Consider the following 23854-nt stretch of genomic DNA (forward strand, 5'->3'; position numbering starts at 1 on the left):
GACGGGCTAGGAACAAATGACGCTGTGCCCATCCATTGCTGGACGATGTTACAAGGAATGTTTGGGATCATATGATCGAAAGCAACAATCATCTCTTGTTTTGCAACAAAACATTGAATACCTTAGAAGATAGTATTACATGTAATTAGGTAGTATTAAAAACCGTATTTAAATACCTGAATAATCGAGGTCTTGAAAAATTCATTGCTGCCTTTGAGAGTTAAAGAAAATGATATACCCTGAAAAATTGTTACCTAATGCATCTGAAACGTTTGAGGTCAACGGTCATCCCGTTATGATCCCTAAATGTAAAGTTGACTTTATGAAGTGGGCCGGCACGCCACTAAGCTATACATTTGGCGGTAAGCCGATAGTAGACCATAAAGGTATCCCCATGTTTGCTGAGATGGCTATCCTGAATAATTTTAAAGATGATGGCTGGGATGGGAGATGGGTGGAGACCTATGGCAAACCAAGGCTCGCTCCTATCTATCTGTCAGAATGGATTGATAAGGATTATAAAAGTCAGGTACACGCACCTATTGACCATAAAATGGTGAACATGCTGCTACAGCTCGTAACCAAAGAAAACGGTAATAATTTTGGTGGATGTTGGGATGTGGTGACATGGAAGGATGATAATATAATCTTTGCAGAATCTAAAAGGAGTAAAAAGGACGCGATACAATCTACTCAAAACAGATGGCTGGCCGCCGCTCTGGAAGTCGGATTTACGACGGACAACTTTCTGATGGTGGAATGGCAGTTGATATAAATGAGCATAGTTATATGGAATAGCAATGGAGGATTCCATTCTGAAAGTGTACAGTATCTTGTACTAAGATATACTTTATACGGATACTAGGGCGGTATATATATGGTTCTGTCTTTTGATTACAAAGGGTCTTCATATCATGATGAAGACCCTTTGTAACTAAAATTAAGGTAACTGTTTCTCTAAAAACTGGAGCAATTCTTCTCCGCGCAGATTTTTCGCAACGATCTTACCCGTTGGATCCAAAAGAAAATTCTGTGGTATCGCCTGTATACCATAAAGCTTTGTCACTTCACTATTGAATCCATTCAGATCAGATACATGGTTCCATCTTCCGACTTTATCTTCTTCGATAGCTTTGATCCATGCTGCTTTACCATTTTTACTGTCCAATGAGACGTTTAAGATCGTAAAGCCTTTATTCGAGTATTTGTCAAAGGCCTGAATGAGATAAGGACTTTCCTGCCGACAGGGGCTACACCAGGATGCCCAAAAATCAAGTAACACATATTTTCCCCGTAGACTATGCAATTGAAGTTGTTGACCATCCACTGTATGGGAAGTAAAATTAGGTGCTTCGGCTCCTATGGTGGTGTTTTTCATCAAGTCAAGCTTAGCACGCCATTTTAAGCCTTCTTCCGTATCTTTTAAGGGAGATGACAACGATGAATATAGGCTATTCATTTCCTGATAATCTGGGAAGGCTCCGCCCACACGTTCCAATGCATAAAAACTAACTGCGGATGTTGGATGTTGTTGTATAAAACTGCTATAAACTCCTTTGATCAATAAAGCTATTTCTTCATTTTCCTTTTTGTAATGCATTATAAACTGCTCCGACTTACGGTTCTCATCCGTTAAGGTCGCAAATAGTGCTTCGCGACGTTGCTCTAAAGGTCGTAAATCACCTTTCAGTATGGAATAATCTTTATTGAACGGACCAGATACAATTGTTGCCGTCCGCAAAGAATCGGAGGGTTGAAAAGAAGTTTTTCCTTTCTCAAGATAGAAAAACACCTTGTCCGAGTTTTTCTTTAACCCTGGATTTGCCTGATGGCTTACGAAAAGGCGCGCTATGGTCTCTTTGGAAATATCAGCACGGAATTCAAACTTTCCATTAGCTGACAGTACCATAGAGTCTTGCATGGATTCATCCTTTTTTAAATAATGGAGATAAACAACATCTCCAGCATTCTGATGCCTCAACTGTCCTTTGATATGAACTTTTTGTTGCGCAGCAGCTGCCTGTATCGATCCCATAAGGACGCAAGCTAAAATTATAGTCTTCAAATGCATCATTATGGATTATTTATCATTCCTGGATTTTCACTCATTACTTTTTCAGGAAAACGCATCGTGAGACGTTCCGGACGGAGTATAATCCGCTCTTTTTCTTTACCATCGGCATCATAATATATATGGGTATATTCCTTACCGGCAAATATCGGATCTACGGATAATCTACGCATATCAAACCAACGCTGACCCTGTAAGGCAAATTCACGAAGACGCTCTTCGATCACGAACTTCACTAGAAGATTTTTATCGGTTATAGTTATCTTGGCCTCCTCTATAGGCATCCGCTTGACACGCAATGCTTCTAAATCTTTAATCGCTTCGGCTGTGTTTGCTAATCGTGCATTTGCTTCTGCTCGTATCAGGTACATTTCGGCCAAACGCAAACCGAACTGTGCCTGTGTACCACTATTGCGACGTCTCAGTCCCGGTACAGCAAATTTTCCCCCTCCGCTGGGCTCTGGCGTAAAAAATTTGAGGCGTTGGTCATTAGCCGAAAATAAAGCGAATGCCTCCGGTGACAATAAAATATCGGACAGCTCGGAATTCCAGCCATTCAGACCATGCTGCTTTGGAAAAAGATTTTCGATATTATTCCATGCCGGTGGATAGAGACTCTGGTAGCTAGTTAGTGCCCAATTGGGATCATACCCCCAGGTACCTCCTATTGCCATGGTCGTATTCAGATCGTAGAGTTGCGTTACAAATGTGGTAGGCAAATTGCTGAATGCTTGATTCATCATCGCCAGAGACTCTTCGTATTTGCCCATAAACAGATAAACCTTCGCCAGCAATGCCTCTGCTGCCGCTCGGGACATCCGTGTTCTTAATGCGGGATTTTTAGGCAAATAGGGAATTGATTCGTTAAGATCCTTTACCATAAAGTCATAGATCTGAGCTACCGTAGCACGTTGAAAACTTGTCTTGGCCACATCGGCCTCCGTTAATAATGGGATAGATAAAGCGGTGGAGGCAGTAGCAGCGGAATAAGGAGCCCCATAGTAGTTGCTCAACATAAAGAAGGTCCAAGCGCGGTTTGCCTTACCCTCGGCACGCAATGCTTCTTTTTGATCAAGGCTACCATCCTGCGCATCCATGACTTCATTTATGATTTTATTATAGGTATAAAGCTGAGGCATAATAGCCAGCATTTCAAAAGCGTCTTCATCATCATTATAGACTTTATCTTCCCACCGAAAAAGTCGTTGGGTTCTCAACTGAGCTCCGTTAAAATAGGGATCTACCACCGCAACCTCATCCCCCATGGGCACCTGTGCATTGGCCGGAGAAGCTCCCGTATTGATCAGCGTGGTGTTCTGAAATAAAAGATCATACTCCGAAACTTTACTCGCTATAAATTTGCCTTTGGGGGTAATTTCCAAAAAGCTTTTACTACAAGAAACAAAGCAAAAAGCTAGGCTTATTGTATATATTAAATAGTTACTTTTCATTTTTAAATTCAATTAAATCATATTTTAAAACTCCACCTGAACACCGAAAGATACCGCGTTTTGCCCCGTGTATACATTGTTCAAAATCTCAGGATCTATACCATAGCTGTTATTTTTCCATACCATGACATTCGAAAGCTGGGCGCGCAAAGAAATCTGTCTTGTATAGACTCTATCGGCCCATGCTGTTGGCAATGTGTAGCCTAAAGAAATATCGCGTATCTTGAGGTAAGAAGCGCTGATCACGTTGAGATCTCCTTGGCTATAGTAATTGGTATTGCGCAGATTGGTCCGCCCTGAAGAAATATCTACGTAAGCAGGTATCTGTGTGTACTGCTCATCCCCTGCCTGCTGCCAGCGCTGCATAAACTCGCTGCTCACATTTTCGGTGATCCGACCGCCAGTCCAGAGCGTATTCAGATTTGGCCTTCTCATGAAATGCCCCAGATTAAAAATTGCATTGACATTTAAAGACAGGTTTTTATACGCAAACCTATTGGAAAGTCCGCCGTTCCAACGGGGTTGCACGGTACCCATAAATCGAATGTCTTCGGCCAACGTTTTATTAGGTTCTTTCGTTAGTGTACCATCCGCTAAATGTACCTGTGGATCGCCAAGGGCATCCAAGCCTGCATAGGCATAGGCAAAGAGGGCGTACGCATCGTATCCAGCGACAAATTGCTCTCCGACCATGCCGGCTCCCGTAGAAATTGGCGTAGCGCGGTTTAATTTGGTGATTTTATTTTTATTATAGGCCAGATTTAATGTGGTACCCCAAGTAAATACGCGGGTACTTATATTTCTACTGTTCAAGCTCAACTCTAAACCTGTATTTTTCATGTCGCCCAGATTGCCGGTAATGTTGCTATAGCCGGTAAAGGAGTTGGTCGGCATGTAGCCAATCAGATTTTCTGTTTTCTTACTGTAGTAATCAAAGGAACCATTCAGTCGATTGTTGAACAAAGCAAAATCAACTCCTGCATTGATATTGAAGGTGGATTCCCAAGTTAAGGATCTATTGGCTGGCGTGACAATATTGACGCCGACACCGCCTGGAAAAACTGAATTTGTGGTGGTACCAATAATATCCTGCGATGCGGCCGTACCGATATTCGGCGAATTACCAGTCACCCCCACAGTCGAACGGAGGCTCAGATCGTTGATCCATGAACTATTGAAAAATGCCTCACGACTCACTTTCCATGCAGCACCTACGCTCCATACAGGTCTATTCTGGGCCGATTTTTCTTTACCATATAAGGACGACTCATCGATACGCCAGCTTGCATTGATCGTATATTTTTTGTCGTAGGTGTAGCCTGCATTCGCATAGTAAGAAACGAAGCGGTTTTCGTCTTCGCTATATCCTGCCACCGTCGATGGAAAAAGGACACTCCTATTCGTTCCTGAATTGCCGATCACTGGGCTCGTAATTCCATTTGCCAGTGTATTCAGATCTACAGGAATATTGGTGAGCAAATCCGGCTTATATCCCCATACGGTATTGTAATTGCCCTTTGTCAAAAAGGCCTGTGCCTCTTGCCCGAATAAGGCTGTGACGGCATGCTTGTCGTACGTATTGTCAAATACCAATTGATTTCTGACTGTCCAGTTTTTAGACTGTTGGTCAGCGGTATAGAACCGTGCGTCTGTCTTAGGCAGATAAGCGGTTCCGGAGGTAGTCGTAAATTGAGCACGTTGAAGACGCACAGCATAGCTTTCTTGCTGGCTTAAAGTTTCTGTCTTACTAGATCCTCTGGTCAAACCATAGGTACCTTCGAATCTTAACCCTTTATAAATATCAAGACGCAGTCCTGCTGTGATACGTGCACGTAGCTGATTGATATTAGTGCTCCCATAGTTCATTTCATCCAAGGGATTGTAGGCCAACGGTATTTTACTACGATTTTCATAAACCGTGCGGATAGAATCTGCCCAGTTCAGGTAGCCCATATCCAAACTATTACCTTCCAGATCTTTATATCTGATGTAAGGAAGCAAAGAATTTGTCGGTGCCACGGTTGGTACTGATTTACGATCGATATTGGAAAGATCTGTAATCAGGTATGCCGATAACCGATTATTAATCTTTAGGTCCTGACGCAGATTCACTTTATACGTTTTATCCTTGTTACCAGGGCTGTGGTTTTTATCGTCTGTATAGGCTGCAGACCCGTAAAAACCATAGCGGTCTCCTCCACCGGAAACAGATAGCGTATGGTTCATCAAAAAGGCATTGCGGTACCATGTGTCTGCCAGGTGGCCAAGATTATCAATACGACCTAAACTGTCTAATTGGCGATCGCGTGTTGCGGCATCCATATTGCCCAAATAAGCTTGATATAAAGGTCGCTCATGTGGAGCTACAAAAATACCCGTAAAATTGCTGGATGTAGGGGTGTTGATCGCTCCCCAAGTGACATTAACAGGATCAAAAATTGCTTGCGCAGCATCAACGAGTTGTCTACTGTTTAATTTGGGAAGATAATTGAGATCTGGCTTCCCTTCCATCTTCATAAATCCACTATAGGAGATTTTTAATCGATCTGACTTAGTACCTTTTTTTGTCGTGATCACGATGACTCCGTTGGATGCTCGTGCGCCCCAGATGGATGCGGCTGTAGCGTCTTTTAGGACAGAAACATCTGCCACATCATTCGGGTTTATTAAGGCGACTTCATTCATCGATACAATGATCCCATCCACAACCAGCAAAGGTGTACGATTAGCATTGATCGATGTCACGCCTCGTATGGAAAACTCCTCACCTCTACCAGAGGAGTTTACAGTAAGTCCGGGCACCAGTCCATCCAATCGATCAAGGATATTCATTGATGTGGTACGATCCTGAACAACAGCCATATCCGGCTTACCAAATGATCCGGCACTACGCTCTTTACTAATCTGCTGATAACCGGTAGAGTATGTAACCGCTACCTCATCTAGGACTTGGCTCTTTACATTCAAATAGATGTCCCCCATTTCTTCAAGTGCAGGAAATGATGTACTTTCAAGGCCAACATAACTAACTACAATAGATGCATGGCGTGGTACACGTTTCAATCGAAAGTGCCCCTCTGTATCTGTCGTAGCTTGAATTGCAGTTCCTTCGACCGTTATGGAAGCTCCACTGAGTACTCTATCACTGGAAAGAACCCGGCCACGGATATCGATATAATCCTGAATGTTTGTACTTTGATGGCTATTAGAACTACTTTTGAGAGTTACAATATTCCCATTAATGGAATAATCAAGATTCAGTTGAGTGGCTAAGACTGCTAAAGCCTCCCGCACGCTCGTGTTATTAAATTCGACCGCAATGTTTTTCCTTAGGGGAATTTTCTGTCCGTCAAAAATAAAATCATAGCCACTTTGCTTTCGAATTTCCATCAAAATTGATTCGACAGCAGCCTCCTTTTTTACAAGATTAATGGTCTGACCATAGGCGGCCGTTTGCAAAGCCATAGCAATGGAAAATGCTCCGATTAAAAGCGGCTTTTTGAGCCCAATAGCTGGCCTATACTTATACCTACTGGCAAAGGGATTCGGCATTTTTTGTTTTCGCATGTTGTTAGGTTAAAATGTATTTTGACTAAAAAGTCGTGATTAGTGTTGTATCAACGAGTTGTTATGGGTTTATTTTGATTTATACGGTCTTACGATTAAGGTGCGATCTTTTAACTCAAAACGTACCAAGTCAAGACTTTCTATCGCACGAAGTACCGCCGAGAGAGGTTGCTTTTTAGACACCCAGCCGCCAGTCAGCATCGCTTTGTCAATGTCACCTTCATAAACAATACTGACATCATACCAACGGGCAATTTTTTGTATGGCATCATCAATTTTGACATTATTGAGTGCAAAATCTCCCTGCTGCCAATCAACTGTATTTTTCGGATCTGTCTTGGCAACCACCGTACCAGAACGGTTGGTGACGGCCTGTTCTCCCGCATTTAGAATATGTTCTGCGGTCTGGTTTTTGACCGACACACGTCCCTCCAATACGGTCGTGGCTCCAGCATCGTCATTCGGATAGTCACTGACATTAAAATGGGTACCCAGCACACGTATCATCTGCCTACTTGTATGAACTATAAACGGATGTTTTGAATCTTTTGCAACTTCAAAATAGGCCTCTCCCTGTAGCTGTACCTGTCGAGTCCCTCCTTGTTCCAAAGCTGCTGTAAACTGGAGCGTCGATGCCGCGTTTAACCACACTTTAGTTCCATCAGCTAGCTTAATGGTATAAGACTGGCCATTTTTAGTTTTGATGGTATTTACCCCCGATTTTGGAATTTCGCTTTCTAAATAATTAAATGTAAGCTGTCCGTGTTCATCATTAAATATTTTGATACCACCATCATTGTCGATCTCGCCACTGGTCAAATTAGACAATGTAATTTCCCGACCATCTTCTAGAATAAGTGTTGCAGATTCATTTCCCGGAGCAATATCCTGCTTCATCTCATCAGCACGATCTTTTGGTCCGACCTGTTGATATTGATAAATACCAAAGAAAAGGAATAAGAGTGCGACTGCTGCTGCCCAATAAAATTTAAAGACTGGGCGCTTAACATTTTGTCCGAAGGCCAACTGCTCTTTAATAGAAGTATATACCCTTGTTTGCCTGTCCTCATCCGAAAAACTCACATCCGTGTCTTCCGTCATCAGCTTTTCCATCAATTTTTTCACATGCTGTGCGCAAGGTTCTTCGAGGATCATCTCATAGTAGGAATACCTTTCCTCAATAGATGCTGTATTGGTATAAATCTTATAGAACAGTTTTTCCACTGTCTGTATTTTATCATTCTCCATCAAGATCGCGTTAGTCTAAAGTAATATGGATCAATAGTACGTACTATTGCCTTCTATTAATAGAAACGATTAGCTTGAAAGGAACTACTATAGGATGTTGGCTTTTTTTTAAGAATAATTAAGATTGTGTCAGAAGATAAAATATGGCAAAGGAAAAAAAGTCCATATGTTTTTCCAGGTAATGACGAATTTGTTTTAGCGCACTCACCAGTTGATTGGCCACAGTGCTTTTAGCAATATTTAATTTCTCAGCAATCTCATCATGGCTCAGGCCTTCATTTCTACTGAGTTCGTAAATAACTTTCTTTTGAGGAGATAGGGTATTTAGGGCTTGGCCAAGCAATATCAGTGTTTCTTTGTAAAGAACACGTTCTTCACTCCATGAACCCATCGTTGCTTGTTGGGAAATCACAAAGTCAAGTATTGGTTTTCTTGTCGTAAGTCTTTTCTGGTAATCAAGCACCTTATTGGAAGCCATCCGAAAGAGATATGCTTTGGGGTTTTCTATATCTTTCAGATAATCTCTCTTCTGCCATAGGTCGATAAAAATATCTTGCACGAGGTCATCAGTAATATCCGGAAAACCAAGTATTCTATCCACAAAAGTAAATATCTTAGGGCTATAGTGCGTATAAATAACTGAAAAAGCCTTTTCACTACCCAACGATAGTTCTTTAAAAATCATCAGCTCTTCCCTATTTTTTGCCTCAATGTTCATTTCTATTGGCTAACGAAAATTTATACTCCAAGAACCAAAACTAGTGAATTATAAACAGATTGCATAATCTACATTGATCTATGAATAAACGACTCGTAGTTGATTTTGCCAAATTTCCATAAAAACTAGATACGTTAACATGGAAGCGAAACTAATCGACATATCTTTCTAATCATTACACAATAAAAACATAATTATCTGGTTCAGTTAATTCAAAAGATTTCACACGTCTATTCAACAGAATAAATGAATATCAAAACAACCTAGAGTAGTTTAAAAAAGATCTGCGACGATTATCCTATGGTAGACTTAATGTAGCCTTTCCCGTTAAACAACTTCAATTCAATCATTTTTAAGCAAAATGGTGGTGCTTAACGTAAAAATATTTAGAAAGATTATATTATTGAAAAAATAAAATTTGACTAGCATGCTTCAAAATAAATCTTTGATATGCTTGTAATTGCTCTTGACGGTATCTATTACTTCTCCAGCCTTACCACCAAGCATCAACTTGGACATGGTCTTAGCCATACCGAGCACATAACCCATTTCTACCTTCGGTGGCATAGCAAGTGCATTGGGGTCGGTAAATATATTAAGTAAATAGGGTCCATCTGAGGCTATAGCTTCTTGGATTGCATCACTAACTTCCTCGGGATTATGTACATTTTCGCCAGTAAAACCCATAGCATGAGCTACCAAAGCAAAATCAGGATTAACCATATCAGTTTCGTTGTCTGGCATACCGGCAACTTCCATTTCAAGCTTAACCATTCCGAGTGATCTATTATTGAAAACAATAATTTTAATCGGTAGATTATATTGCTTAATAGTAGCCAAATCTCCGAGCAACATGGATATACCTCCATCACCGCATAGTGCTATAACTTGTCTACCAGCCTGTGCAAGTGACGCACCGATAGCCATGGGCATAGCATTTGCCATGGAGCCATGATTGAATGATCCCAACATTTTGCGTGAGCCTGTACCCGTAATAAATCTAGCCCCCCAGACGCATGTCATTCCCGTATCTAAGGTAAAGATGGCATCATCCGCAGCAAATTTATCTAGTAGATGTGCTACAAATTCAGGATGAATAGCATCTTCTTTGCCCATATCCTCAACGTAACTCAGATTACGAGTCTTAACTTTTTCGTAAATCTCCAGTTGCTCATCAAGAAAAGTACGATCATGGTGCTCATCTAAAAGAGGAAGTAATGCTTGTAAGGTATGCTGTACATCTCCACAAAGACCTAAAGTCAAACTCGCTCTTCGACCTAAAAACTCAGCTTTTTCATCCACTTGTACGATCTTATTGCTTTCGGGAATAAAATTGTCATAGGGAAAATCTGTTCCAAGAAGTAGTAATACCTCTGCATCATGCATAGCATGATAAGCTGCTGCCTGACCTAATAGCCCGGTCATTCCAATCTCATAGGGATTGTTAGGTTGTATCCCCATCTTACCCCTGAAGGAATAACCTACCGGAGCCTTGCGCTTATTGGCTAAGGCTACAACTTCTTGATTTGCATGGCTAGCGCCAATACCACAGAAAACTGTCATTTTACTTGTTGAGTTAAGCAAGGAGGCCAAACGCTTCAATTCGTCATCGGATGGACGTAAAATAGACTCAGTTCTAAATATTTTACGAGTTGGCGCGCCTTCTATTTCATCCATCTCGAAAACATCTCCAGGAATTCCAATTACTGAAACTCCTTTTTTAGAAATCGCATGTTGCAAAGCAGTATGTACTACTTTATCTACTTGCTCAGCACGGGTGATCATTTCGTTATAATGACTACAATCATCAAATAGTTTGATGGTGTTGGTTTCCTGAAAATAACTACGACCTATTGATATGGTGGGTATAGTTGAAGCAATTGCCAAAACGGGCAAATGTAAACGATGCGCATCATAAAGTCCATTTATTAGATGTACATGCCCCGGACCGCTACTACCCGCACAAACGGCAATCCCATTTAACTCTGCTTCTGCAGTCGCAGCATAAGCCCCTACCTCTTCGTGCCTAACATGTATCCACTCTATCTTCTTGCTTTTCTTAACGGCTATATTTAGATGATTTAAACTATCTCCAGTAACTGCATAAATTCTCTTTATGCCAGCATCTTCTAAAATAGTGACGATTTGTTCTGCTACATTTCTTGCCATAGTCTCGTTAATTTTATATAGTAAAGAACAACTACCTTATTACATTGTTTTTTAGAGTACATGTAATTATAAAAAAGCAAATAAAATTCTATAACTTGGTGATTCGGCATTTTTTATTAAGTTGTTCCATATAAAACAATATGGCCCATCTGACTGTTGTTTATATTATTGTACAAATACATTTTGGCAATTTTAAAAAATTCATCATAGGATTATGAAAAAAATAAACATAAAAAATTTATAAGTAGTGGTAATAGCTTTTCTAACTGCCACTTCTTGCAACTCTCCGCAAAACACGGATGATACAAGGACTTCGGATTCTATAGCTATGCACGATGAAGTCGTTGATAATAATACGAAAGATCTTACTATCCCCTATACAATTGCACAACATTATTTTGTGAATAACACCGTTACAAACGGAATAGAAAATCCAAAAATCGAAACGAAAGAAGTATTTGACAGCATATTCGGCGCCGCAGCTGTTATGGGAAAAGATGGCAGACCTACAGATATAGATTTCACGAAACAATATGTTATTGCTGTGACAACACCTGTCACAGATGTCGAAACAAAGCTAGAGCCTGTAGATCTTAAGAAATCTGCAAATGGTGAAGTGCTCTTTACCTACAAAATGATAACTGGTCAAAAGCAATCGTACACCTCGCATGCAGGTCTAGCTATTATTGTAGACAAATCTGTAACGGGCAATGTAGTTGCCAATGAGGTACAGTAAAATTTTTATTTATTTTAATCATAACCGCTTTCGGACATTGGCCCGAACACCTTTCATACAATACGCATACAGTAGCTGACACGATATTACAGCCTATTAATTTAGCCGTTGCTGCTGAAGAAATCTGAATTGATGATGCTTATTTCAGAGTACATCATTTTGCACAACAGCGGGCTTTACCATTTCACATACAGCTGGCTGAACAGATAAGGCTGTACAAAGAAGCATCAAAAAAGTTAGCCATCAAAGAGATCCACAGGTATCTGTGAGCCGTTCGATATTTGCGCTGACGAACGATCAGGATAAATAAGTGATACTACTCCTAAAAATGCTTTAGTAAAGCTAAAACATAAAAAGAAATGTTAAGGATAAATTAAAACCACACATTAATTATAATTTCCAAGTCCAGCACGCCTGCTGGTTCCGCAATTAGGTATTTACATATTTTGCTCTCATCATTAAAATGAATTTTAATATCATGTAGTTCATAAACCTTTTAGACCATTCCACCGTTTATTCCAAGATTTTGTCCGGTTATCCAATATGATTCATCACTTGCTAGAAATAGTATGAGAGGTGCAATATCCTGCGTCTCGCCAATTCTGTTGAATGCGGTCATACTTCCGATCCTCTGAATATCTGCTTCTGTTTTCCCGTGCATAAAGAGCTCGGTATTAATGGGCCCTGGTGAAACAGTGTTGGCGGTGACTCCTCTACTTCCTACTTCCTTTGCAAATACCCTCGTCATTTGCTCAACAGCCGCTTTTGATGCTGAATAAGCGCCATAGGTAGGGAACATCACTCTTGTTACAGAGCTTGAAATATTGATTATCCGTCCGTTGTCTGCCAGTTTTGTTGCCGCTTCTTTCATAGAAAAGAAAACGCTTTTAGCATTGATAGAAAATGTCCTATCGAAGTCTTCTTCCGATGTATCTTTTGTAAGCTTTGTCACCATAATGCCGGAATTATTAATTACAATGTCTATTTTTCCATACTTTTCGATCGTCAGGTTAAATAATTTAGTGATCTCAGCAGGCTTACTGACATCCGCTTGAATTGCATATGCTTGTCCACCTGACAGCATGATTTCATTCACAACTTCGTCTGCATGTTGTTTATTAGACGAATAATTTACAATTACGCTTACTCCATTGCGAGCCAAAAGCTTTACAACTGCTTTGCCTAGCCCCCGAGATGAACCCGTCACGATAGCTACTTTATTTTTCCAATTTGTCATTTCTTTATTTTTGTGTATACACAAAGGTAAAGTGTTACGGAGACATGTTTATGGTGAGAGTTTCAGAATTTTAAACAGTCCTTGACTTTCTATAGGCAGAAGGTGTTTTACCTGTGTGCTTTTTGAAATATTTCGTAAAATTAGTGTGCTCGTAGGTGAGTTTAAAGGCAACTTCCGAAATCGTCAGTTCGGTGTTTTCTAAGAGTTTCTTAGCAACCGTAATGGTTTTCTCATGACAAATATCACACGGAGATTTACCTGTGGTCTGTTTAATAGTATTGCTCAGATGAGTGGGATGAATATGTAGGATTTCAGCTAAATCGTGTATTTCATAATAGATATCTGTCTGTCCAGAAACAATCTCTTGGAGATGCTTATCCAGTTCCTCCAAAAATCTTGATGTTATTTCATCTGGTCGTGGTATGCTCTTGGTCAAAATTGTTATAGTTAATTAAACAATATAGTTCTAATCTCAAATCTGTTCTCGGTATGACTAATTATTTATAGTTCTTTATATTTTTTATCATTCCAGAACACTACAAGAAAATCGTAACCACTAATATAACCCGGCATTATACGATCTTCACCATAAGGTAAGTCCCCCACTTGCAAGTAGCATGACTAGCATAGAGAACTACCTTCTCAGTATCAGCAATATCCTTGATTACTTCAACGATTTCCGCGACATCTATCCACCTGTATTAATACTCCTTACTTGTATATTTGAGGAAACCAAGCCCTAAAGATAAGAACTATTTGCGCCATGTCTTCATCCAATCCAGATATTGCTGTCTATATGGATTGTCGTTCAGTAGGGTAATCATATCCTTCAGCTTCTCCCGATCGTATTCATAATCTGTTACCGAAAACATTAGGAAAATATCCCTACCGGCCAGCTTTCTAAAAAAATCCTCCTGCTTTAACTTTAACAATACATCAATGCAGGTTTGATACAAGGTTTGCTGGAATTCCACGAATTCTTCGTCATCGTCGTCGTCATCCTCATCGCTGTATTCGTCATCGTCTTCCTCAAAATCGGCTTCGATGGCATCATACAGTTCACTACAGATTTTATTGAACTCCTTGTCTGCCCCATCGGCTTCATAACGCCATTCGGCAGGCTCAAAGGTATAGTATACTAAATCTCGCTCCGGGGCAGTCGCTAGAAATTCTTGGGTATTGGTCGATGGACAAACTGTCATGGCCCCTTCGTCGCTGTATAAAGCAAAAGCATATATTCCTTCGTCGGCATGATCGGCCACCATTTCCTGAAAGGCCTTTCGGGTGGCAGCTTCTATTTGAATGGCCAGTTTATAAAAATCAAAATTCTTTTTTTCAGTCATTATCAGTTACAATTTCATCCGTTCCAAAATCATTTTCGATCCACCCGTGGAACCCCATACACATCCCATCCCCATGGAGGGTATCCAGTTCTTCCACTACTTTATCCTCTTTATAAAGCACAATATTCGTTTGCAGAACCAACCGGTAACTTTCATTTTCTAAATCACCAAAGACACCATCCATCTGCATCATCATACCATATAGGGTGTTGTCAATGGCCGCGATATGAGCCGCACGCAGTGTCTGATCTATATCAGAAGGGATTTTGCCAATGGCATATTTGCGAATATTCTCAAAAATAATATAACCTGCTCCATGTTGCAGCCAAAGCTCACGGTCGCGCTCGCCAGATGGCGGAGTTGCTAATTCTTTATTCATTACTCCTATACTTCAAAATATTACTATTGCCACTAATCCTTCTAATCTGATCCAGTATGCAAAGCAATATTAAACACTAATTCGGAAAAAGACAATCCCAATTATCGGCTATATATTAAAAAACCATCAACTTCCATCCCCCTTCCCTATAATTCGGATTGTACTATTTAAAAAAATCATGTAACATTTACACATAGTTACTATGCTAGCATACAATTGGCACAGCTTTTGTAAATGTATCAGTATTCATAATTTAGGTTAATAATTGGTTAGTTAAAAAGACCTGAAGCTCCCCGCTTCAGGTCTTTTTTTGGATAATCAGTATATAGCTAACCTAAGTTGTGCTATTATATTGATCATTTAGGCTAACGATCCTTAAGACAAAAAAAGCCAGTCTGTTAATACAAACTGGCTTTTTTGATCTAATCAGCTTACTATTTGATAGAAACGTCTGCTCCCATCACTTTCTTGTTGGTACGGGATACATTGTTCTGATCTATAAGTAACTTTGCTCCTTCCAATCCCTGTAAGTTATTGGCAAGGATTTCGAGCTGAAGAGCTGACAAACCTTGGGTTGTGGCAGCAGAAGCGCCTTTGAGTGGAAATGTATCGCCAAATCCTCCATTTTGTCCAAATGCCGCGAAGGAAGTGTTTGGGTCAAACTGAACTGAAGTGGGCTTACCATCAGCATCAAGTACCTGAGTACCCAATACGGATGACATAACGGAATAACCCGCATAGGTACTCCCTCCCATATCTGGCCAACTTCCGCCTAGATTGCCTGACACAATAGAGTTATAAATATATAGGTTATTATTATTGGCTGATGAGTTGTGAATGCCCACACCTCCTGTAGCTGTAGCGGTGGTACCTGCTTCATTGCCCGAAACGGTCGAGTTAATAAGATGGAAGGTAGTCGCGCCATACAATGCTATACCGCCACCGAAACTTGCGCCACCGGCTTTGTTGCCATAGATAGTAGAATTGACAATGTAAAACAAGGATTTTTCACGGGCATAAATTCCGCCACCTACAGAATTATTACCGAATATACCACAGGTATTCTTAGCAATGGTAACGTTATAAAGGATATTAACGCTTTCGACCGCGGTATTCAGGCTGTATAATCCAGCGCCTACACCTCCGATTCTATTTCCGACAATCTCGGAATCATACATCACAAGACGAGAACCGTCATTCCAAATCCCACCACCATTAGAGGCGGCGATTGTAGTATAATTATTCTTGACAGACACTTGATCCATAGTAACATCAGCTAATGCTGTTAAATAAACCCCTGGAGCATGGTTGGCAGAACCGTTATCGATTATAGAGACATTGGTCAATCGTACCTTGGCTTTGGAAATAAACAATCCTCCACCATGTTGCCTACTGACCGTAGTACCTGCAGCGCTGACCGAACCTGTTCCTCCTGCCATACCTTTAGTAATTGTAATTCCATTCAATTCAACCTGTTGACCTTCGGCTTTGGGTGCGATGATAGTAACCACGTGTAAAGACTTACTATTACCATTGAACTCCGTTTTATACAAGTTAGGATCTGCAGTAGCTCCGGTAGAAGCCTGAGCAGCATATCCTCCTATCAGGTGTACATTCTCTGCTATCTCGAAGGTAGCGTCCTGAGCAGAGGTACCCCCTGTCAACATTTTACTCGGGGTGTATACTCCTGCCGCGATATGGATATAGTCTCCATTTACCGCTTCATCCAATGCCTTATGCAGTGAAGTAGCATTAGTCCAAGAAAGCCCATCGGCAGTGACCTGCCCATCCACACGTACATAAAAATGTCGTGTGACATCTGGTATAGGATCTCCTGCAGATTGTTTAATCTGTATCTGTGCCTGTACTGCATCGGTGATGTAAGCCACGACTGTACCCGTGCGGGCGTTGAGCTCTCGGTTTCGGGCGGTAATGATTCCTACTTTTCCGGAAGATGCCCCGTTAGGCTTAACAAAAGACAGCCAGCTAGCGTCTGTCTTCAGCCGAAACGGAAGGTTACTATTCACATCCACCCACAGGGTGTCCAGTGTATTGGGGGCATCCAATGACGTGCCTGTAAAACTAATATCGCCTGTGTTGGGCGTAAAGCTTTCGAGATCGATATCTTTACAGGAAACTAGGCTAAACAGTCCGCATATAACAATAAAAATACTTTTTACTATACGATTCATAACGTGTATTATTTTGCTATTAACAATAAACCGTTGGCTACAGCACGCTCTGCTCCGCCATTATCCGAAGGCCAGTTGCGTAACTGAAAACGATCTGTATTAAAATCGGGTGTACTGCGCTGAAAATAGGTACTGGAACCTCCACCATCAAGATTGATCGCATCGTACGCCCCAAGTGCCTTGAGGCACTGCCCCAGCTCTTCGTAGCTCATACCATTGGAATAATGGAATCTACGCCCGTCCACTACCAGCATATAGACCTTGCTTCCATCCTGAGAGACACCAATTGCAGTACGCGGTTCCAGTACAGTGGATGTCTGAGGTTGTAATACGCCGTCACTGACCAATGTAACCCGACCACCAACAGCTTCCTGGATCTGATTCTTTACATTTGCATAATCGGCCTGATCCCCTACAAATGCCTTTCCATTCTTTAAGACAGCAAAAAAAGTATTTACTTGATCCGTCACCGTTGTCTTGATTGCAACACCTTCTTTGTACACAATCCCCTGAGGGGTACCATTGGTCATATTATAAAAATCGGCATTTATACCAGCCCAGACCTTATGCCCTTCAAAGTCTTCAAATGTTGCCTGTTTGGTCATTGGCTGCATACCGAACTGCGCGGAATTATTGGGGGTAGATACTTCAATACCAACCTGAGGATTGGTCAAATCGGTTTCGATAACAAATATCTTTTTGGCCAGTCCTGTTTTTGATATATAGCTTATTTCTGTCGCTGTAACTCCGTCTACAATCTGATAGGCACTGTCCTGATGGATGTGTACCATAAGGTCTGTATGTTGAACTATTTTCTTTGCCACTTCTGAGGTAGGCACAAGAGAGTAAGTATCCTCTACTCTTATAAATTCTTCTTTATTGCTACAGGACAGTATAGTCAGGGCCAGCCCGAGCACCGTAGCAGATAGGGTCTGCTGTATCTTGATCATCTTCATTTTAATATCCAGGATTAGGTTTCAAATTTGTGTTACGTTGTAGTTCGCTTCCGGGAATCGGTAAAAGCGTCTGATAAGGTAAAATACCTAAAGTACTTATAGCTTTTTCGGTACGGATTAGGTCATAATACCTGAAGTTTTCACCCAAGAATTCGAGCTGCCGCTCACGAAGTAAAGCCGCAAGAAAATCACTCTCTGAAGATGGAGAAACAATAGGTAGTCCTCGAAATTGACGTAAGGCATTTAGATAGGCCAACCCTTTGGTCAGGCCAAGTGATTCAGCTGCTATTAGGTACATTTCGGAAATACGGGATATGATAACCGGATCTCTTCCTGTCTGCCCACTAGGGTATTTATTGACACAGTCAGTACCAGCAATATTTACGATGGTCATATTACGTCTTTTGTCTGTTGAGGCAAACAAATTGACCGTCTCTGTAGTAATCCTATAGTTACCCTGGCCTTTGTTCGGGTGTGCATAAGAGTAAAACAGATCAGATATATTGATAGAAGATTCTTCTGAAAGATTCTCAAATGCAAATATAACCTCTGTATTTGCCTGCTTTCTGAATATCTTTTCAAAGCTATCCAAGGCATACTTTCCTGAAGAGATAAGCGACTCCGCGACGGTAGCAGCTTCTACTTTCTTGCCCTGCGCCAGATATACTCTTGCCTGCAAAGCTTTGACCGCATCCGCTGAAACATAATAATAGGATTTTGAAGCACCGAGGTATTTTGTTGCCTCTATCAGATTAGATTCTATAAAGGCCCAAACCTGTTCTTTTGAATCCCGCAAGGGTTTTTCTAACGTATTGTCGGGTAGTACTGGCACATCGCCCCAACGGGTGACAAGATTATAATAATTTAGAGCTCTAAAATAATAGGCCTCTCCCAGGGTTAGGTTGCGGATACTGCTCTCTGGCTGGGCCTGACATATGGATAGCACATTGTTGACCTGATACAGTGAACTATAATATCCGTTCCAACCTCTGGAAACGATAGAATTGAGTGGAGAAAGGGTCGAATTGATCAGGTTGATCGGCGAGCTATTGGCGCCTGTCTGTAAGTCTCCTCCTAAAAGGTCAAAGATGATAAAATTGTGCACTCCAGGATCATTTTGCATATTGTTATACATCCCTAAGCGTAGAGCCGGTATATCATTGGCAGTCACCGCATCGGGAGCCATAGCCGAATGAGAATACAAATCCAGCTTGTCTGCACAGGAGCTAAACGCTGATAATGCAACTGTACAGGCTATTATATAAAGGTTTTGAAGTTTCATGTTTTTATAGATTTATGTTTACGCCAAAGCTAAATGTCCTAGGCTGGGGAACACCAAATAGATCAACACCGTAGAACCTTGGGTCAAGATTACTGTTTACCTCTGGATCCCATCCCGAATAATTGGTCAACAGAAATAAATTATCTACCGTAGCGAACACCCGCAGACCATTTAGTTTAATCTGTCTGACCAATTGCTTATCAAAATTGTACGCCAATGTCATAGATCGTAAACGAATAAAAGAACCGTCTTCAAGAAAACGTGTTGAGTTCTTGGTATTATGCCCTAGTCCAACCAATGCCCGTGGGTATACGTTTGTACTACCTGCACCTGTCCATGCATTTTCGACATAACTTAAGTCTTTAGCGAAGTTTGCCCCTAAATTGGCCATCCCTGTTGATTTCCACTGCGCATAGACATCTGCTCCATAGGCATAGGTAAATAAGAAATCTAACTGTACCCCTTTATAAGAAAATGAATTGTTCCACCCCCCTGTGAGTTTAGGATTTGCATTTCCGGTAACAACCCGATCGTTGTCATTTATAATATTATTACCATCAATATCGCGCCAGCGCACATCGCCCGCACGTACCCCTAACTCGAACTGCTCCTGTGGAACTTCTCCATCATATTGAAATAACCCATCCCAATCAAACAAATAGAATGCACCGATGCTCTGCCCTACTTTCAAAGCTCTGTTATCTCCGATAGCTATAGGAGCTTCATCCTCGAGCAATGACGTGATGCGATTCGTATTGTGTGCGATATTGAATGTGGATTTCCATTGTACCTGACCCAATAGTATATTCGTGTTGATTCCCAGCTCTAAACCTTTGTTCATCATCGAGCCAACATTGCTAACGATACTGGTCATCCCTGTTGTCGCGTGGATTGGCATACTGTAAAGAAGATCGTAGGTCTTTTTATAATAGGCATCAAAGACGATATTCAGTTTTCTTTTAAAGAAGGAAACATCGAAACCTACGTCGTACTGATTGGCTTTTTCCCAACGCAAGTCTTTATTACCAAATGAGGAAACTGATATACCGGACTCATTGCCATAGTTCTGACCACCCGACATAAGTGCCTGATAGGCGTACTGTCCGATGCCTTCCTGATTACCCGTGACTCCGTAACTTGCTCGGAATTTCAGGTCGTTTTCATTTACCCCCATAAACTCTTCATTGGAGATATTCCAACCAAAAGAAAGTGAAGGGAAATAGCCCCAACGGTTGTCCCTATGAAATTTAGACGATCCATCGGCACGTAGCGTGGCAGTCATCAAATAACGATCCTTGTAAGAGAAAGTTCCTCTTCCAAAATAAGACTCTAAAGCATATTCTCCAACACCACCGCTAGCAGCAAATATCTCGGAGGCAACAGATATAACCTGTAAGGACGGGGTCGGAAATCCGCGTCCATCAATTGACGACGAACGGCTCATTTGTTTCTGATAGGAATGCCCCAACATGGCAGATACTGTCAGATCGCCAAATGAATTATTATAGTTCAGCACATTATCAAAAACAACATTCTGAATCAACCTGTTATAATCCAAAAGACGTCCTACCCCAGTACCATAGGGATGCTTTTGATTATAATATGTATAGTCATAGGTATAACCTATATCGGCATTAAAAGACGAACGGAACGAAAAGTGATCGAGAAAGTTGGCCTGTCCGTAATAGGTGCCGAGGTATCGATAATTATCTACATATGCATCCTGTTCATTCAGAATCTGTAAAGGATTGTGACGCGTCAGCTCGTCGGTACCACCCACATAATAGTCACCATTGGGCTTAAATGGACGGTCAAACGGTCGCTGTTCGATAGCCCGAGCGATAATGGTGGAGCCTAAATTGGCTCCGGGCACTTGGTTGTTCTTAATAAAGTTGCCCATATTATTAGCACCGACTTCCAACCAATCTGTAAACTTGTGACTGACTTTTGTATTGAGATTGTACTTTCGGATCGCATTGTTCTTCACCACCCCAGATTGATCAGTAAGCCCCAATCCAAAATAATAATTGGTCTTTGTATTTCCTCCCGATAGTGCGGCATCATAATTCTGGAAATATCCGGTCTGTAAAACCAATCCGAGCCAGTCGGTATCAGGGAGTCCCTGATAGGGATTCTGTATACGTATTTTATAGTCACTGTCTCCTATCTTTCGATCATATTGTTTATTATAGTTGTCTACTCCTGCATTAAAGCTTGCAATATACTGCTCTGAATCGGCCAGTTTTATTTTATTCTTATTGGCAAATTGGCTAAAACCAGTTGTTACATTCACCCGGACATCATTTCTACCTGCTTTACCTGATTTTGTAGTGATGAGAACGACTCCATTACTGGCACGTGAGCCATAAATAGCTGCCGAAGCTGCATCTTTTAGAATTTCGATCGACTCGACGTCAGCAGGATTGAACGCCGCCAATGGACTATAGGACTCACCAAATGAAAACAAAGCCATATCGGATGTATTGATCGGTACCCCGTCAACCACATATAAAGGATTGTTCCCAGCGCTAATGGAAGAGTTACCCCGAATCGTAATTTTCTCACCAGAAGCTAAATTGCCGGACCCCATGGACACATTAACCCCAGCAATACGACCTTCAAGTAACCGGGTAGGGCTTGCTACCTGACGCATATTGGAGTCATCTATTTTGAGGCTACCTACAGCGCTAGTGACTAAAGATCTCCGTTGCGTACCGTATCCCACAACGACAGTTTCTTCTAATAGTTTTTCTTCAACATTTAATATAATCCGAGGTGCTTCATGCATCCTAATGGTGACGACCTTAGATTCATATCCCGTAAAACTGACACGTACTGTAGCGGAACTGGCTACGGTAGGTAAGCTAAAATACCCTTTTTCATCTGTTTGTGTAGTTTTTCCACCGTCGACCAACTGTATAGATGCTCCAATAAGAGGAACACCTGTTTCTGCAACGACGAAGCCAGCCACAAACTGTTGGATAACATCTACCTTACGTGGAGTATATACTGCTCTAGCTTTATCTTTTATAACAATAACACCTTGATTCAATTCATAATCGAAAGGTTGTCCTTTAAAAACTTCTGGCAGTAGCTCTGAAAGTTCTACATTCTGTGCTTTTATAGATACCCTGTTTGCTTCGCTGCCATACTGTCCATCGAATAGATAGGAAACATTGGTCTGCTGTTTTATTTTCTTAAATACATCGACCAGTTTTTCATTTTTAACATCCAACGATACCCGTTGTAAGGACGCGGCGCTGACAGAGGGCACCAGCACTCCTACCTGTAATGCCAAAGCCAGCCATAATGCCCCTTTTCTTCTTTTAAAAAAACTCATGAATTTGATTGTTTAATTAGGTTGATTACTCGCATATTATTTTCCTTGATTTGTAGCAACTGTCAGTCGGCCGTTTTTGACAATGATCTTGACATTCGATGTGGTTTCAATCAGGTCTAACAGCTTATTTAACGGCACATTTCTATCTATCAATCCATTTAATCTATTATTTGGAAGATTATTTAGATCTACCTCGATATTGTACCAACGGCCTATACAAGTGATTACTTCATCCATTGGGGTATTATCAAAGAAGAACTCGCCATTACGCCATGCTGCAACATCTTCGGCATTATCTACTGCTATATAGCGTATATGCTTACCAATATGAGCCTGATGCCCGGGAGTCATCCGTATGGTTTCATTATGCTGTGAGGAGGCTTCTACAGAACCTTCTATTAAGGTTACGACATCGGTCTGCTGCCCTTTGTACGAAGTGATATTGAACTTTGTCCCTAAGACCTTTGTAGACTGTTGATCAGTATGAACAATAAAAGGGGCTGATTTATCATGTGTCACATCAAAATAAGCCTCTCCAGATAAAAAGACTTCGCGCTTATTTTTCGCAAAATGCGAAGGAAACCGTATAACAGTAGCCGCGTTAAGCCATACAGATGTACCATCGGGTAAGACTAACTGATAATAACCTCCTTTAGGAGTTACGATCTCATGCATGGCTGTCTCTACTCCGCTTTCTTCACGATAAATGCCTTCCCCTTCGAGCTTAGCCAAGTCTGCTAGTGATGTAAGGGAGTATACCTGACCGTTTTCTGTAATCAGACTGGCGCCAATCTTACCGGGGCCAACTGTGGCTAGATTGATCTCCTCTGCATCATGTCTACTGAGATAATATCCCCCGATGAATAATAAAGGCAAAACTATTGCCGCTGCCCAGCGTAAATAGACTCGACCAGGACGACGCAAAGGCTTGATATTATCGCCTTTTTGAATACGATTCCACATACGGGACTCAAGCTCCTGAAGCTGTAAGTCGGACTTTTCTTTGGTAATATCGAGATCTGACTGTGATTCATTGTAGTAATGCTCTACACGGTCTATTTCTTCCTGGCTTGCGCTTCCCTGAAGATATTTCTGTATAATGGTTTTAAGGTCTTTTTTCTTTTTCATCTTCTGTTCTTATACTAAAGACCGATGAAAAACACGA

At 41.2% G+C, this 23854-nt stretch carries 17 protein-coding genes; 2 read left to right on the top strand and 15 right to left on the bottom strand.

All coding sequences use genetic code 11. The features are described 5' to 3' along the window. Nucleotides 1-229 precede the first annotated feature (229 nt). Nucleotides 230-775: a hypothetical protein gene (locus tag JKG64_RS06985; protein ID WP_210353604.1), complete on the top strand. Its 546-nt coding sequence runs from the start codon at nt 230-232 to the stop codon at nt 773-775. 165 nt (nt 776-940) lie between these two features. Here JKG64_RS06985 and JKG64_RS06990 read toward each other — a convergent pair whose 3' ends face one another. The 6 genes from JKG64_RS06990 to JKG64_RS07015 form a co-directional block, all read right to left on the bottom strand. Beyond that, on the bottom strand, nt 941-2035 hold the full coding sequence (locus tag JKG64_RS06990; RefSeq protein ID WP_210353605.1) for a TlpA disulfide reductase family protein: 1095 nt from the start codon (nt 2033-2035) through the stop codon (nt 941-943). 38 nt (nt 2036-2073) lie between these two features. Next, nucleotides 2074-3522: a RagB/SusD family nutrient uptake outer membrane protein gene (locus JKG64_RS06995; protein ID WP_210353606.1), complete on the bottom strand. Its 1449-nt coding sequence runs from the start codon at nt 3520-3522 to the stop codon at nt 2074-2076. A gap of 24 nt (nt 3523-3546) precedes the next feature. Beyond that, on the bottom strand, nt 3547-7089 hold the full coding sequence (locus JKG64_RS07000; protein ID WP_210353607.1) for a SusC/RagA family TonB-linked outer membrane protein: 3543 nt from the start codon (nt 7087-7089) through the stop codon (nt 3547-3549). 69 nt (nt 7090-7158) lie between these two features. Next, nucleotides 7159-8337 (bottom strand): FecR family protein, encoded by a 1179-nt coding sequence (locus JKG64_RS07005; RefSeq protein ID WP_210353608.1) that lies wholly within the window; start codon nt 8335-8337, stop codon nt 7159-7161. Nucleotides 8338-8455: 118 nt separating this feature from the next. Further along, nucleotides 8456-9055: an RNA polymerase sigma factor gene (locus JKG64_RS07010; protein WP_210353609.1), complete on the bottom strand. Its 600-nt coding sequence runs from the start codon at nt 9053-9055 to the stop codon at nt 8456-8458. Between the two features lie 432 nt (nt 9056-9487). Then, on the bottom strand, nt 9488-11224 hold the full coding sequence (locus JKG64_RS07015; RefSeq protein WP_210353610.1) for a thiamine pyrophosphate-dependent enzyme: 1737 nt from the start codon (nt 11222-11224) through the stop codon (nt 9488-9490). A gap of 247 nt (nt 11225-11471) precedes the next feature. On the opposite strand from JKG64_RS07015, the gene JKG64_RS07020 reads away from it, so the two are divergent. Further along, complete coding sequence (locus JKG64_RS07020; protein WP_210353611.1) at nt 11472-11960, top strand: hypothetical protein; 489 nt, start codon at nt 11472-11474, stop codon at nt 11958-11960. A 496-nt stretch (nt 11961-12456) separates the two neighbouring features. Here the strand turns inward: JKG64_RS07020 and JKG64_RS07025 are convergent, their stop codons facing one another. The 9 genes from JKG64_RS07025 to JKG64_RS07065 form a co-directional block, all read right to left on the bottom strand. Then, nucleotides 12457-13221, bottom strand: coding sequence for an SDR family oxidoreductase (locus JKG64_RS07025; RefSeq protein ID WP_246512492.1), 765 nt, complete (start codon nt 13219-13221; stop codon nt 12457-12459). A 46-nt stretch (nt 13222-13267) separates the two neighbouring features. Then, nucleotides 13268-13633, bottom strand: a complete 366-nt coding sequence (locus JKG64_RS07030; protein WP_246512493.1) for a helix-turn-helix domain-containing protein — start codon at nt 13631-13633, stop codon at nt 13268-13270. A 316-nt stretch (nt 13634-13949) separates the two neighbouring features. Then, nucleotides 13950-14540 carry a DUF4303 domain-containing protein gene (locus tag JKG64_RS07035; RefSeq protein WP_210353612.1) on the bottom strand — a complete coding sequence of 197 codons (591 nt, stop codon included), beginning with the start codon at nt 14538-14540 and terminating at the stop codon, nt 13950-13952. Continuing rightward, a complete protein-coding gene (locus JKG64_RS07040) occupies nt 14533-14919 on the bottom strand; it encodes a hypothetical protein (RefSeq protein ID WP_210353613.1) in 387 nt (128 codons plus the stop codon). The genes JKG64_RS07035 and JKG64_RS07040 overlap by 8 nt, the downstream gene beginning before the upstream one ends. 434 nt (nt 14920-15353) lie before the next feature. Beyond that, nucleotides 15354-17111, bottom strand: coding sequence for a hypothetical protein (locus tag JKG64_RS07045; protein ID WP_210353614.1), 1758 nt, complete (start codon nt 17109-17111; stop codon nt 15354-15356). An 8-nt stretch (nt 17112-17119) separates the two neighbouring features. Further along, the gene (locus JKG64_RS07050) at nt 17120-18067 is read right to left on the bottom strand and encodes a phosphodiester glycosidase family protein (RefSeq protein WP_246512494.1); all 948 of its coding nucleotides are present in this window, start codon (nt 18065-18067) and stop codon (nt 17120-17122) included. Between the two features lies 1 nt (nt 18068). Next, a complete protein-coding gene (locus tag JKG64_RS07055; protein ID WP_210353615.1) occupies nt 18069-19349 on the bottom strand; it encodes a RagB/SusD family nutrient uptake outer membrane protein in 1281 nt (426 codons plus the stop codon). A gap of 4 nt (nt 19350-19353) precedes the next feature. Next, complete coding sequence (locus JKG64_RS07060; RefSeq protein ID WP_210353616.1) at nt 19354-22689, bottom strand: SusC/RagA family TonB-linked outer membrane protein; 3336 nt, start codon at nt 22687-22689, stop codon at nt 19354-19356. 36 nt (nt 22690-22725) lie between these two features. After that, nucleotides 22726-23817, bottom strand: coding sequence for a FecR family protein (locus JKG64_RS07065; RefSeq protein ID WP_210353617.1), 1092 nt, complete (start codon nt 23815-23817; stop codon nt 22726-22728). Between the last annotated feature and the right edge of the window lie 37 nt (nt 23818-23854).

Source organism: Sphingobacterium tabacisoli, assembly GCF_017908035.1.
GTDB classification, from domain to species: domain Bacteria; phylum Bacteroidota; class Bacteroidia; order Sphingobacteriales; family Sphingobacteriaceae; genus Sphingobacterium; species Sphingobacterium tabacisoli.